We start from the raw sequence: 14,817 nt of genomic DNA, 5'->3' as shown, positions 1-14,817 counted from the left end.
TTTCTCTTTTCATAAAGAAACAACATATCTATGACTAAAGAATTATTTATACGATCTCTGCAGGAGCGTATCCTGATACTGGATGGTGGTATGGGTACCATGATCCAGGGGTTCAAACTCAATGAACAGGATTATCGCGGCGACCGTTTTGCCGATTTCCCCGGACAACTGAAAGGAAACAACGACCTGTTGTGTATCACCCGTCCGGACGTGATCAAATCCATTCACCGGCAATACCTGGATGCCGGGGCCGATATTTTTGCCACCAACACATTCAATGCCAACGCGATCTCGATGGAAGATTATGCCATGCAGGAATATGTGCGCGAAATAAACCTGGCCGCCGGTAAGTTGGGACGCGAAGTGGCCGACGAGTTCATGGCGGAGCATCCCGACAGGACTATTTTTGTTGCCGGCTCGATCGGTCCGACCAACAAGACTGCCTCCATGAGCCCCGATGTAAGCAACCCTGCTTACCGTGCCGTTACCTATAAAGATGTATATAAAGCATATAAGGAACAGGTGGAAGCCTTGATCGACGGCGGTGTCGATCTCATCCTTTTCGAGACGACCTTCGATACGCTGAACGTGAAAGCCGGACTCGAGGCAGCTGAAACAGCATTGAAGGAAAAAGGCAAAGACCTGCCCATCATGTTGTCCCTGACGTTGTCGGCTCAGGGAGGACGCACGTTGTCGGGACAGACGCTGGGTGCTTTTCTGGCATCGGTCCAGCATATCAATCTGGTCAGCATCGGCCTGAACTGCTCGTTCGGTGCGGCCGATATGAAGCCTTATCTGGCGGAACTGGCCAAGCATGCCCCTTACTTTATCAGTGCCTATCCGAATGCCGGGTTGCCTAACAGTTTCGGTACGTACGATGAGACACCCGAAAAGATGGCTGTCCATGTCAAACCGTTTATCGAAGAAGGACTGGTAAATATTATCGGTGGCTGTTGCGGTACGACTCCGGCCCATATCGCCCAGTATCCGGCATTGGTAAAAGGAGCGAAGCCGCATGTGCCGGCTCCGAAACCGGATTGCTTGTGGCTGTCGGGCCTCGAACTGCTGGAAGTAAAGAAAGAAAATAACTTTATCAATATCGGCGAACGTTGTAACGTGGCCGGCTCGCGCAAGTTCCTGCGTCTGATCAAAGAAGGAAACTATGAAGAGGCACTGACCATTGCCCGCAAACAGGTGGAAGACGGTGCCCAGGTGATCGATATCAATATGGACGATGGAATGCTCGACGCGGTGAAGGAGATGACTACTTTCCTGAACCTGGTCGCTTCCGAGCCTGATATCGCCCGTGTCCCCGTTATGATCGACTCCTCCAAATGGGAAGTGATTGAAGAGGGACTGATGTGTGTGCAGGGAAAGAGTATTGTCAACTCGATCTCGCTGAAAGAAGGGGAGGAAGTCTTCCTGGCCCATGCCGCCCGCATCAAACAGTTGGGGGCAGCCGCCGTGGTGATGGCTTTCGATGAAAAAGGGCAGGCGGATACTTTCGAACGGAAAGCCGAAGTCTGCGGACGCGCTTACCGTCTCCTCCGGGAGAAAATAGATTTCGATCCGAATGGAATTATATTCGACCCGAATGTACTGGCAATCGCAACCGGGATGGAAGAACATAACGGATACGGACTCGATTTTATCCGTGCCGTCGAATGGATCAAACAGAACCTGCCGGGTGCGAAGGTGAGCGGCGGTATCAGTAACCTGTCGTTCTCATTCCGTGGAAATAATTATGTACGTGAGGCGATGCACTCCGTATTCCTTTACCATGCTATCAGCAAGGGACTGGATATGGGGATTGTCAACCCGTCATCGGCCGTACTGTATGAAGATATAGAACCTGAATTCCGCAATTTGCTGGAAGATGTGATCCTGTACCGCCGTCCCGAAGCGGCAGAGGAACTGATCACCTATGCCCAGAACCTGGTCGTTGAGAAACAGGGCGGAACGGAAGAAAAGCATGAAGCCTGGCGTGAACAACCGTTGAAGGAACGTCTTGAATATGCCCTGATAAAAGGTATCGGCGACCATCTGGAAGAAGACTTGCAGGAGGCGTTGAAGGCGTATCTGCGTGCCGTGGATATTATCGACGGTCCGTTGATGAGCGGCATGAATAAGGTCGGCGAACTGTTCGGGGCCGGAAAGATGTTTCTGCCGCAAGTGGTGAAGACTGCCCGCACGATGAAAAAGGCAGTTGCTATCCTGCAACCGGCCATCGAGGCGCAGAAATCGGCAGCCGGCTCGGCAAAAGCCGGAAAGGTGGTTTTTGCTACTGTAAAAGGCGATGTGCATGATATCGGAAAGAATATCGTTTCGATCGTCCTGGCCTGCAACAACTACGAAGTGATCGACCTGGGTGTGATGGTTCCTGCCGAAGTGATCGTGCAGACTGCCATGAAGGAGCAGCCCGACCTGGTTTGCCTGTCCGGCCTGATCACCCCTTCGCTGGAAGAGATGGTACATGTGACGGACGAAATGCAGAAAGCAGGTCTGACCATACCTATTATGGTGGGTGGTGCAACAACCTCCAAATTGCATACGGCTATCAAGATCGCTCCTCATTACGACTATCCGGTGATCCATGTGCTCGATGCGTCGCAGAATCCGTTGATCGCAGCTAAGTTGTTGAATCCGGATACCCGTGATGCGTATATCGAAAACCTGAATAATGAATATGAAGCCTTGCGTGCTTCCATGGAAAAGAAAAAGGAAGTGCTGGTTTCATTGAGCGAAGCTCGTGCCAATCCTCAGCAGATAGATTGGAAGGGGTATACGCCGGTGGTTCCGAATCAGATGGGTATCCATGTATTGCCTTATATCCCGTTGGAGGAAATTATTCCGTATATACACTGGACATTCTTCTTTACCGCCTGGAAACTGAACGGCCGCTTTGCCGATATCACCCAGATACACGGTTGCGACGCTTGCCGCGCTTCCTGGCTGGCAGATTTTCCGGAAGAGGACCGTGCCAAGGCTGCCGAAGCCATGCAACTGTATAAAGACGCCGTCAAACTGCTGGACCGCCTGGTGGAGATGAAGGCTGAATATTGTAAGGCCATCTACGGGTTCTTCCCGGCTAACAGCGATGGCGATACGATCCGGATGGGAGAGATCGCGATCCCGGTATTGCGTCAGCAGTCGAAAAAGGAGGAGGGCGTTTATAAATCGCTGGCCGATTATATCATGCCGGTGTCGGAAGGCCGTACCGATTATGCGGGGGCGTTTGTCGTTACCGCCGGTGTCGGTGCCGAAGACTTGAAGAATAAGCTGGAAGAAGAAGGGGACACCTACAATTCCATGTTGCTTCAAACATTGACGGACCGTCTGGCGGAAGCCTTGGCGGAATATCTCCATGAAAAAGTCCGCAAGGAATACTGGGGGTATGCTCCGGACGAAGCCTTGTCGATCCCTGACCTGTACAAAGTGAAATATCAGGGTATCCGTCCGGCAATCGGTTATCCTTCATTGCCCGACCAGTTATTGAATTATACGCTGGACAACCTGCTCGATATGTCGCAGATCCATGTGAAACTGACGGAAAACGGCGCCATGTACCCGACAGCAACGGTAAGCGGTATCTATATCGCCCATCCCGACTCACAATACTTTATGATCGGCTCGATCGACGAAGAACAAATGAAAGATTACGCCGCCCGTCGCAACCTGTCGGAAGCGGAGGCTAAAAAATTGTTGAATAAGAATATATCCTGAATAAAGAATAAAATTATTCCCATAATTATCTCTTAAACGAGGCTCGCCTCGTGCCGCAGGCTCTCTTTTGCCGTCAGTTTCAACTGACGGATAATTAAATTTTCCGGCTTTGCCGGATTCCTCTGTGGGTTTTAACCCCTTTAATAATAATAATAAAGGGACTAAAGTCCGCAAAGGAAGAGGCTTTGCCTCCTGTTTTTAGATCCGTCAGTTGAAACTGACGGCAAAAGAGAGCCTACGGCATGCTATGCTCCACATGGCATATGGGATATGAGACATGGCATATGGTATTGGTATAAAGCCATACCTTATAACAATATTACAATCCTTCTTTGTGGAGTATTTTCAGAAAAGATTCATATTCCTCTCCGAAACTATACTTTTTATGATGCTCTTCCTGTTTTCTAATATATCGGCGAACTGTCTCCAGCCGATCCGGACTTACCGAAATAGCAAAATAATCATCCTGCCACTCTAAATGTCCGTATTTCATTTGGGAATACCAATGGGAAGACTCTCCTTTAATTAATTTCTCTATTTCGGCCAACGATTGACCTGGTTTAAGAAATAACAAGAGATGTACATGATTTGTGAATCCTCCGATATAGTCGGTAAGAATACCCTTTGATTTTGAGTACTTTCGTATATGAGCAAATAGTTCATACCGGTAATGTGGATTCTTTAATAACGGAGCTCTGTCTTTAGTGCTCCAAACGCAATGGATAAGAATAGATACGTAAGACATAGTCAATGGTTTTAAAATTGCGGTAAATGTAGAGATAATTATTTGAATTATCTCAAAGCGAAGATTTTTCTTTTCAAATAATTTAAACAGGGTAAATCCTGGTGTCGCAGTTCTTTTATGTCTTTAGCTTTCTTTCTCATGTTTTTGATTCTCTTTTGCTATAGGCTCTCTTTTGCCGTTGGTTTCAACCAACGGCAAAAGAGAGCCTGCGGCATTCGTGTTTTCCGATTGCTTTTTGTTATGTGGGTTTGAGTTTGAGTTTGTGATGGTTGGATATGGTGGCTTAATTAGAGGGGGGATACAAGAGTTTTTTATTCTATTATTTTATACAATAACCGATGTTTTGAAAGTGTTATTTTTTACAGTAAGATATTATGAAAATCATTACATTTTAAATGTGGTTTAATCCTTCTTTTATAACAGGTAGTAATTGCTTGTTATGCTATTTGGATAGTATAGTCTTTGATAAACAAGGTTGGTTGTTGGTGGGTTTAAAATGATTCTATTTCTCTGAAATTATTCTTTAAAAGAAATCTCCTATCTGTGGATTGATCTTTTAGGATTGTTTTATAATATATAAAAAATACAATAATATTTGGCGAGATGATAAAAAAGGCATAGATTTGTCGGCGTGTTGAAACGAACGTTTGGTCCGGTGATGATTTGACGGCAGACAACGCCCGTAAAATGCGTAGTGAAGAATTATTAATCTTAAAAAGCTAGTATTATGCAAAACAAATTAAGAGGATGGTTGACTGATAACAGCGTTACGGCAGACCCGAATGACCAGATTTTAGTGCTCGACCCTGCCGGAAATGTCGGCCTTCCCGAAATTTATGCGGAAATGCGTTCGGAAGATACCGGACTTCGCGAAGAAACTCTCGTTCATGTAGTAACCCTTTTCCAACGTATGGTGGCCCGCTTCCTGATGAACGGCTATAATGTGAATACCGGCCTGTTCTATGCCGTTCCCCGTTTTACCGGAATAGTCGAAAAAGGGCTCTGGAATCCTCTGAAGAATGGTATTTATGTTGTCTTTACCCAGGATAAAGTCCTCCGTGAAGAGATTGCTAAGACCGAAGTCGTCATTAAAGGCGAAAAACCCGGTCTTATGTACGTGGTTGATACGGAGGACCGTAGCAATGGTATGATTGACGGCAGTATGACTCCGGGACGTAATTTTGCTATCCACGGCTCTTACCTTCGGGTGGTGGGTGACGATCCGTCTGTCGGCATTACAATCCGCAATACTGCGACCGATGCCGTGACTAAGGTCGAAAGCGACATGTTCGGAATAAACGACCCTTCGAAAATCATGTTTGTTGTTCCTGCCGGCCTACAACCCGGAAGCTATGAACTGACAATTACCACTCAATATATGAAAGGGAAAAACGCCCTTCGCAAATCCCCCCGCTCCCTGACAATCCCTGTATCCATAGCCCAGCCGGGAGGTGGTGGCGACCGTCCCGAAATCGAGTGACAGCCCCTCTGCTTTCGAGGCACCCGCGAAACTACTTTCGCCGATAGTGCGAAACCGTTTTCGAGGGTGCCTCGAAAGGCTTGTTGCCAGACCTGCAACCGCCCCTTTCGCGTTGGTGGGAACCTCCCTTTTCGAGGCATCGGCAACCATCCCTTTCGCTCTATCGGCAACCGGTGTTTTTTCTTAGGCACGAATGTATTATAATTAAACTAACAGAATAAGAGTATGAAAACGAATTGCTTCTATTGGGCAGCTTTGCTGGCACCGCTTTTGGTGGGCTGTACGAATGACGAAGTGAAAGATGATAAGGGTAACCCGCAACCCGAAAAAGATACCTATACCTCGGTCACCATCAAGTTGCCGACAGTGAGTTCTGAAACAAAGGCAGAACTGGGTTACGATGCCGGTACGAAAGGCGAATATAAAGTGTCTGACCTGACGCTTCTATTCTTTCGTGCTCCTGAAGGACAGGAGGAAAGTGCTACGGCTGAAGATGATTTTGTATTATCGGAAGTCGTCTCTACCAAAGCTGAACTGAGTACGGGAACTGTTTTGCCCGGAACGATTTTACCGGATAATAGCGCAGATGGTGATGCCGGGGTTACTACTAAAAAGTTCAGCACCGGTGCTATTCCAATCAGCAGTAACTCCGTACGTGTACTGGCTTTGCTTAATGTGGGGCCTACCGAAGGAATAGCAAAGGAGCTTTTGAAGTTGGGAAGTCCTTTTAGTACCATTAACAAAGCGCTTCCTATTCCCGGTGGCAATCTGGAGGGACTTTTGGGTACTGCCCATGACTGTTTTCTGATGACTTCCGCTCCCGTTTACAGCGAATCGGATATGAAGACCTTAACGAAATGTGTTATAAGTAGTAATGAAGTGACAGCTGGAAGTAATCCTACGGCAATTAACGTAGAAAGAGTAGTTGCCAAGGTGAGCCTGAAAGCTGGAGATAAATATGTTGTGGGGGATGATGGCACATCCTATTTTACAGTGGCAGATGGCCTCAGCCATTCAGGCGATAAGATAACTATCCTGGGGTGGACGCTCGGTAATGCCAATACGCAGGCTTTCCCTTTTCGCAAGGTTGTAACGAGTTGGTCTACTATCAGTCCTTTATGGGAGAATGCAATTTGCCCTTCTAAAGCGAATCCTGCACGTATCCATTGGGCGGTCGATCCCAATTATAACCGGACTGTTGCCGAATCTCAATTCTCGACTCCGACATCTGTAACGGATAATGCCGATTGGACTGATGCCGTTGAATATTGCCTGGAAAATACCTGCGATTATAATTGGATGTATAAATCCCAGGTAACCCGTCTGATTGTCAAGGCTAAATATATTCCGGATATAACGAAGGCGACATCGACAGGTAATAATACAATGGATGATGATGAGACCTGGTGGTCGTTCACTACAGTGGCTGAACATTATTCGGCAAAGAATATGTATTGGAAAATAATAAAGTGGGCACATGATAATTTGAATAAAGATGGTGACATGCCTGATGTTCCTGATAATGGAGATGGCATTACAACTGCTGAGTCAAGTGATGAATTAACAGGTACTTCTTCTGGTAATACATGGAAGATCACTTTGAAGTCCGATGGTTATTTACATTATAAATTGTATAAAGTATCTTATCAAAAAACAACCGGTTTTGGTACAATCGAACTGACCGGAGCCTCCCTGGACGCTTTCCATTCCAGCATGGGAAGAATCCAGAAATACGACAAAGGCGTCTGTTACTACGAAATCTTTATCCGTCACTTTACGGATGACGAAGGCGGTTATGCACCGGCTGACGGTTCCCTTTGGGTGAAGGAAGGTGAGTATGAACAAGCCCAACTCGGCCGTTACGGCGTAGTAAGAAACAACTGGTACACCGTAACCATCAACTCGATCAAGCAACCGGGCGAACCGACCATCCCCATTGATCCGGATGAACCCGTCGATACCCAGACGGCCTATATCAATTGCAATATCGAAATCTCTGCATGGGCCAAAAGAGACCATAACATCGACTTATAAAGTCCGGATTGTATGACTGAACCTGTTCGTATATGGCGATTGCTGGTGGCCGGGCTGCTATACCTGCCGGTCTTTACCTCTTGCATTCATGACAATCTGGCGGAATGCCCGCAGGCCTACTCCGTTTGTTTTCGCTACGATTACAATATGGAGTTTACCGACCGGTTTGCCGATGAGGTCGACAGCCTTTCCGTCTATGTCTTCGATGCCGGCGGGAAGTACCTCCGCACGTTCAGCGACGGAGGAGAAGCCTTGCGCAAATCCGGTTACCGCCTGCCTCTGCCGCTTGACCCCGGCAAATACCAGTTGGTCGCATGGGCAGGTTTGAAAGAAGGGTGCTTCGAACCTTCCGGCATGCAGGTGGGTATCTCCGGACCGGAAGACCTGGTGGTCACCCTGCAATGCGACGGCAATGGCGAAGTCCCCCGCGACAAACCTCTTTCCCCGCTCTGGCAGGCGATGCAGGAAACAGTCACCGTCCCCCGGCCGGGTACGGAGCGGACCGATACGCTCAGGCTTGTCAAAGATACGAATATCCTTCGTGTCATCCTTCAACGGCGTGACGGAGCGACCCTACATGCTGCCGATTACGGTTTCAGGATACTATGCCCGCATGGCAACGGACGGCTGGCTTACGACAATACATTGCTCGACTGCCGCCCCCTGGTGTACCGCCCTTACCTGCAAACGGATGGGACGGACGGCGAGGATTCCGGCGGCGCAGAGGCTGTTTCGAACGTGATAGCCGAACTGTCCCTCTCGCGCCTGCTGGAAGACGATGCCATGCGGTTGCATATTACCGATGCTTCCGGCAATGCGACCTTGATTGATATTCCGCTGATGGAATACCTCCTGATGACGCAAAGGGAGCAGGACAGCCGTATCCTGTCCGACCAGGAATACCTCGACCGGCAGGACTTTTTCACCATCACCCTCTTTCTGGAAGGCAAGTCGGGAGAGGAACACTGGTTTGACGGATTGATTATTATTAACGGCTGGGCTTTGCGTCCCGGCTCTGTGGATTTATAAGAAATGAAAGGAATCACCCGACATATGATTTCAGCTTTGTTGCTGGCGGGGTCGGCCTGGCTTCTGGCTGCCTGCTCCAATGAGGTGCTTATCGGGCAGAAGGACGGGAAAGACGATCCCGACGACGGTAAGGTGGTACTGGCAATGACGGTACGCGGCACCCCGCTTTCCGTCTCCGGCGATACCGACGCCGGGTCGGAAGAGGAAAGGGCTATCCATTCGCTTTATGTCTTTGTCTTCAACATCGGTACCAGCCAGTATTGCGAAGCGGAAAGGTTCAGCGTGTATGATATGGCAGAGGGTACAGACGGAAAATATACTTTTAAGATGGAAGTCACTCCCGGATATAAACGTTTTTATCTGGTGGCTAATCCCGGAATTGATTTACGGACGAACCTCGCCAGCTATACCCAGGCGGAACTACAGGATTTGCGGACGATGGAACTGAATGACCATCACGATAATCGTACCAGCGGAAACCTGGCGGATGGCTTACAACAGGACCAGATCATGATAGCCCTTAAAGACGGAAGGGGAATACCCATGTCGATGAGTGTGACAGGCTGGATAACCTTGAACAATACCAAGGCCGGGTCTGAGGGAACTGCACAGGGGAATTTGGTGTTGGATGACGGGTCTGATACTTTCAACCTTATCCGTGCTGTTGCCAAAGTCCGCCTGATCTGCCGGGTGAAGGATGAACTTCCGAGTAATAATTTTCAACTGGAAACGTTTGAAATCCTGCAGGCAAACAGACGGACGTTTCTGTTTCCAAAATATGCCGTGGAGAATGATAAGTGGACGATCGACTTTCCTTCCATGACGGAGGCGGCTGATTTGAGGAGAACTGTCGGATATGTATATGGCAAGCAAGAAAATCATTCGGGGCAGGAGTGGCTGGAGTTTGACCGCGGAACGCATTATCTGTATGAAAACTATTTTGGTCCAACGTTGCCGGGCGATACACGGGAGGGACTGATCGACGAGACGAAGTATAGCCATATACATGTCGTTTTGGATGACGGACGCGATAGGACTTTCGCCTTGCCTTATTTGAAGCGGAATGATTATCTGACGGTTCGGATCAATATGAGTGCTTCCGATATTATCTGTGATATAAAGCCGTGGGAGAAGGAAGATATTTATCCGGATTATACTGATACGACAAAATGAAGTGAATATGAAATATCGGACACTGTATAGAACGATTATCCGGTTGGCTACATTATTGCTGATATCCGGATGTACAAAGGAATTACCGGTAGGGGAAGAACTTCCCGAAGGAGAGAAATTTACGAGGATTGTGTTCACTCCTTCAACTTTTACAAAGGCGGATGCTGGTCCGTATGCTTCGACGACAGGAAATGAGGATGGTATAAAATCTCTCGATGTCTATGGGATTGTCCGGGGAAGTTATTCGATTGTTAATATATTCCATGCTCCGGGTGTCGATCCGCTGGGTAGCGGGCGGACTTGGGGAGAGATCAGAGGGGATACGGCTGTTATCATGAGTTCGCTCTTTGAAAGGAATGCCAGGGGAGATGTAATTAAATATGTGAATTTATATGTTATAGCGAATGTTGAACAGTTGGAACCTGCCTATACTGACGTTTTTAAATCTTTTACTGCCTATAATACTCAGATCAAAGATGCGGTACAAAAATATCTGTGGAGCCGTCAACCGATCAACCAGAATGTAGAGGATATATTAAAAAAACTAGTCGTAAAAGCCAATGGTCTTTCGGCAGCTCTCGATTATCCGGTTATGGCACAGTCGATGAAAGTGGAAGGCGGCGTATCTTTTCTCCATATGCCGTTGGAGCGGATTTATTGCCGCATCGGTTTTTCGTTCCTGTTTACAGGTAATTCCAGTGACAAGATTAAAATTGATAAGATCACTATTGACAAGACGAGCAACCAGGGTTATTTGTTTCTGGAAGAGAATGAAGCGGATAATAAAACGCCTTTAGGTTCTCTGGTATGGTCTGCCGCCACCAATGGTCCGGGAGTGTTTAAAGATGCCAAAGGGAATATTAATACGAATGGGGAGCAACCTACAGGGGGAACCCTTATGACTCTTTATGCAGAGTCATCCAGTGCGGCCCCTCTCTATTTCCGTACCTGCCAGTATCTTTGTGACGATGAAAGGGAGGCGCCTTCGATCACCCTCGACATTACTGTTACCGGTAGCGGAGGTACAAAAACACGTACATTGACCGCACCCCTGTACAGTTCAGGGGGCATAGGCGGCAAAAAGCATTATGGTTTCCTGCGTAACCATTCCTATCAGGTGGTTTCAACAATCAACACCAGTGCGCTTCAACTGGAAGACGTGACGGTTGAGATGCGCGACTGGAACGACCGCCCCTCGGTCGATATTCCCGAATTTAAATGAGTATTACGTAAATATCAGGCAATGAAACATAGAAATATCCCAGTTTGGTCGATTACACTTTCCTTCTTTTTCATCTTTGCCTCGTGCCGTGATGAGATGGCCGGTAAAGGTGGTGTCCTGGAAGTGGAAGAAGGGATTCCCGGCACGCTGACCCTCTCGGTCACTTCCGGCGATCCCGCCCTGCATGTGGTTACACGGGCTTCGGAAGAGGAAGAGAAACATATCTCATCGCTCTATGTCTTTATTCTGGATATGACTTCGACAGGTGGTCCGGCGACTCATCCGGTCCTGTCGAGAAAATGGTTTCCTGATACGCAGAGTTTCCCGCGTGATGTTTCCGGGAATATACAGGTCGGTATTCCTGCTGTCTCCTGCAACTCTGTTCGGATATTCGCCGTTGCCAATCTGAATACGGCTAACCAGTTGTCGAACAACAAAGAGATGTTGGAGGCTTTTCACAATGCAGCCAATGAAGCTGAACTGGAAAGTATAACGGCTCGGTTGGATGTGTTTAAGACGGCAACGGATGCGGAGCCGGAGAGTGGGAGGAGCCTGGCGCTGGTCGATCGGTTGCAGGGCAGTTTGCTTTCTGCCGGACATTACTCTTCTTCGCCGGATTATTCTCCTTATGCGAGTGCAGAACAGTTTGTACTGGATAGTGATGTCGCAACAGGCCGCTTAATAATGAAGAAAACTACGGGTGGGACTGTAAATGGGGCCATCCGGCTTCATCATCTGGATGCCCGGTTTAACTTCGTTGTAAAACTGGCGGACGGATTGCCGTCGGGTGCTTATTTCAAACTGAAATCATGGAAGGTGAAAAACCTGCATATGCGGTCGTTCGTGCATTGGCAACAGAACAGTCCCTGTTTTTCGGGAACGGAAGAGTTAGGAGGAACTACCGATATGAATGGTAATTATATCGACGAAACCTCTGCCGATGGCAAAGTAACAAGTAGCTTTACCTTTTATACGTTTGAAAACCGGCATGCTCCGGCTGCCCCTTTCACGAGTGTCGATAAGGTGAAAACAGCGATGGAGGCCGAAGGATTGTCGTGGAACGAAGATTCCGGCTTTACTTCCGATCAAGCATATATGTTACGTGAAAAGAAAAATCCGGACGGCAGTTTTAAATATGCACCCGGTAATGCCGCCTATGTCGTTTTGAAGGGTGAATATTACAATCCGGCGGAAAAGGTGCTGGGAGGCATTACGCAGCAATGTTCGGCAACTGTAACCTATCTCATCCATCTGGGATATATCGGGGAAGGGAATATGGAAAAATCAATGGTAGGCAGTTCTTCGGAACAGCAAGAGCTGGATAAGCTGAACGACTATCGTATTTTGCGTAATTCGAATTATACTTATACGGTTACAGTCGGCGGAGTGGATAATATCCGGGTCGAGGCGGAGGCTGGTGGCGTTGAGAACCAACCCGCTGCCGAAGGGAATGTAGTCGATTCGGACTTCGATTTCCAGGCGGATGCACATTATGAACAGCGGCTGGTTAGACTGAATCTCAAGAGTGTGGTTGCGCGAATGAATCAGACCGGTGCCGGTTATTCTTATACAGTGAATACTCCTTTTACTTCCGGTCCGGTATCGGTGACGCTTCAGGATGACGGAGGCAGCGACCGGTCGATCATGCTGGATGACGGATGGGTACATTTTGCTTATCTGGGAAACGATATTTACGGAGGACTGTCGGAGACGCTGCACCGGCGGATAGAGGAAACCGGCGGGTACGGCTTGCCTTATACTTATACGTATGACCTGGAGTCGGGGGAAAGCTCGGTCAGTAATCCGGTACAGCTATGGGGACCTGTCACTCTATTGCAACACCTGAAGTCGTGGATTAATATCTATAACGCGGAGTTAGCAAAAGGGAAAAAGATCGAGGGGCGTGAGGAAGATCCTTATATCGTGCTCGACGGAGGTGCTTATTTTTACCTCTACCGCTATTTCACAGTCTATGTCGATGAATATTATTATATCCAGGACCCGGTGACCGGAACGACTTCGAATACATTTTGGATGAGATTCTGTAATGCAGCCGACCGTACGATGAGTGTTTTTCAGGGAATGGATACGAGTGCCGATGGTCACAGTAGCTACACCCGTTCGGGCATGAATATCCGGCAACGTTCCATCCAGACCTTATATTCGCCGGGACAAAGCGGGCAACAACTGACCTACAAGGCTTTCGGTATCGAACATACGGACGAGTATGGAGGAAACTATAACATAACGTCTGACGCGCCTATGCTTTCCGCTTCTTCCACCTCTGCCGACGGGCTCGATAATACCTGTCGAGGACTTTGGGATAACAAAGTTCTAGTGATTGAAGCCCTTGGTGAGTTTACCTGGAAAGGCGGGAACGGAATCTTTCCGGTGACCGATCGGACGTCCGATAGTGGTGCAGGGTGGCCTATGGCGCGAAGCAGTCGCTATGTCAATGTCGCTGCACTTTCACGCAACAGAGACAACAATCGCAATGGCCTGATCGATCTGGATGAGATTGTATGGTATGTACCGGCTAAAGAACAGATGATGCACCTCTATGTTGGTACTTTCCTGATGGATGACCCGCTTTATCAGGCCCGTTTGCAGAAGGGGGATAATCTGTGTTATGCAACCAGCACTTTCGACGCATCGAAGGGACTGGCTATCCTGGTAGCCAATAAGGGAGCTGCGATCGACTGGATGAAAGACGGCTCATTCAGTGAGACGGACAGGAAGAATTGCTATATCCGGTGCGCTCGCAATCTGGGTACTCCGCCGGTGATGCAGGCACATGCACCTTATACCGGCACCGGCTATGCACATGAAGGTTTGGCGTTCGTCTCTCCGGCACCGGGTAGTACGGGTGTAAATTATATAATTACATATAATAAGCTAAGTACTACGGCACTGCGTTCGTATATCGGTGTCGGTTCATTGGGAAGTCATACACAGTTCCAGGCGGCCGCCCGTCCGTATCGTAGTTTTATCACGGCAAAACAATTACTTTACGGGGCAGGTAACTCTCCTGTCACTTGGAACGAGGCCCGTAACTTATGTTACAATTATTCGGAACAGACCGATCGCTCGGACAAAGGGACCTGGCGTTTGCCTAATTCCTGTGAGGCGATGGCTATGTTGTTTAAGTTTACGGATAATTTGTGGGATAAGACTGTCGGTCGGGTCATGTGGTCGTGTACCCGGTATAGTGGAAGCGCATTGTCTGTCGAGTATATTGGAGTGGAGTATGATAAGCAGGAGATAGTATGTGCGCCGGGAACGGATGTCGTAGGTTATGCCAGATGTGTGCGTGATAATAATGATGAATAAAGTCTATTATTTTGTATAATATCGGACAGTGTCTCGCAAAAACATCTATCTTTGGAAATCAATAGCTATAGGTGGGCTTAT

Annotated in this window: 8 protein-coding genes; 7 read left to right on the top strand and 1 reads right to left on the bottom strand. The window is 48.1% G+C overall.

The features are described 5' to 3' along the window. Positions 1 to 30 precede the first annotated feature (30 nt). On the top strand, positions 31 to 3,723 hold the full coding sequence (gene metH, locus HMPREF1535_RS02065) for a methionine synthase (protein WP_046145155.1): 3,693 nt from the start codon (positions 31 to 33) through the stop codon (positions 3,721 to 3,723). A gap of 319 nt (positions 3,724 to 4,042) precedes the next feature. Here metH and HMPREF1535_RS02060 read toward each other — a convergent pair whose 3' ends face one another. Next, positions 4,043 to 4,468 (bottom strand): transposase, encoded by a 426-nt coding sequence (locus HMPREF1535_RS02060; RefSeq protein WP_010802327.1) that lies wholly within the window; start codon positions 4,466 to 4,468, stop codon positions 4,043 to 4,045. 727 nt (positions 4,469 to 5,195) lie between these two features. Between HMPREF1535_RS02060 and HMPREF1535_RS02055 the strand changes: the two genes are divergently transcribed. The 6 genes from HMPREF1535_RS02055 (at position 5,196) to HMPREF1535_RS02030 (ending at position 14,736) form a co-directional block, all read left to right on the top strand. After that, positions 5,196 to 5,948 carry a DNA-binding domain-containing protein gene (locus HMPREF1535_RS02055; RefSeq protein ID WP_046145154.1) on the top strand — a complete coding sequence of 251 codons (753 nt, stop codon included), beginning with the start codon at positions 5,196 to 5,198 and terminating at the stop codon, positions 5,946 to 5,948. 225 nt (positions 5,949 to 6,173) lie between these two features. Then, entirely contained in the window at positions 6,174 to 7,982 is a 1,809-nt protein-coding gene (locus tag HMPREF1535_RS02050) for an Mfa1 family fimbria major subunit (RefSeq protein WP_046145153.1), read from the top strand. A gap of 12 nt (positions 7,983 to 7,994) precedes the next feature. Further along, a complete protein-coding gene (locus HMPREF1535_RS02045) occupies positions 7,995 to 9,011 on the top strand; it encodes a FimB/Mfa2 family fimbrial subunit (RefSeq protein ID WP_046145152.1) in 1,017 nt (338 codons plus the stop codon). 3 nt (positions 9,012 to 9,014) lie between these two features. After that, positions 9,015 to 10,184, top strand: coding sequence for a fimbrial protein (locus HMPREF1535_RS02040; RefSeq protein WP_244275553.1), 1,170 nt, complete (start codon positions 9,015 to 9,017; stop codon positions 10,182 to 10,184). 7 nt (positions 10,185 to 10,191) lie between these two features. After that, positions 10,192 to 11,406 (top strand): hypothetical protein, encoded by a 1,215-nt coding sequence (locus HMPREF1535_RS02035; protein ID WP_046145151.1) that lies wholly within the window; start codon positions 10,192 to 10,194, stop codon positions 11,404 to 11,406. 21 nt (positions 11,407 to 11,427) lie between these two features. Then, positions 11,428 to 14,736, top strand: coding sequence for a DUF4906 domain-containing protein (locus HMPREF1535_RS02030; protein ID WP_046145150.1), 3,309 nt, complete (start codon positions 11,428 to 11,430; stop codon positions 14,734 to 14,736). The last annotated feature ends 81 nt before the right edge of the window (positions 14,737 to 14,817 follow it).

This window comes from Parabacteroides goldsteinii DSM 19448 = WAL 12034 (genome assembly GCF_000969835.1).
GTDB classification, from domain to species: domain Bacteria; phylum Bacteroidota; class Bacteroidia; order Bacteroidales; family Tannerellaceae; genus Parabacteroides; species Parabacteroides goldsteinii.
Note: the sequence above shows the minus strand (reverse complement) of the source record. Positions and strands in the feature narration are given on the sequence as shown.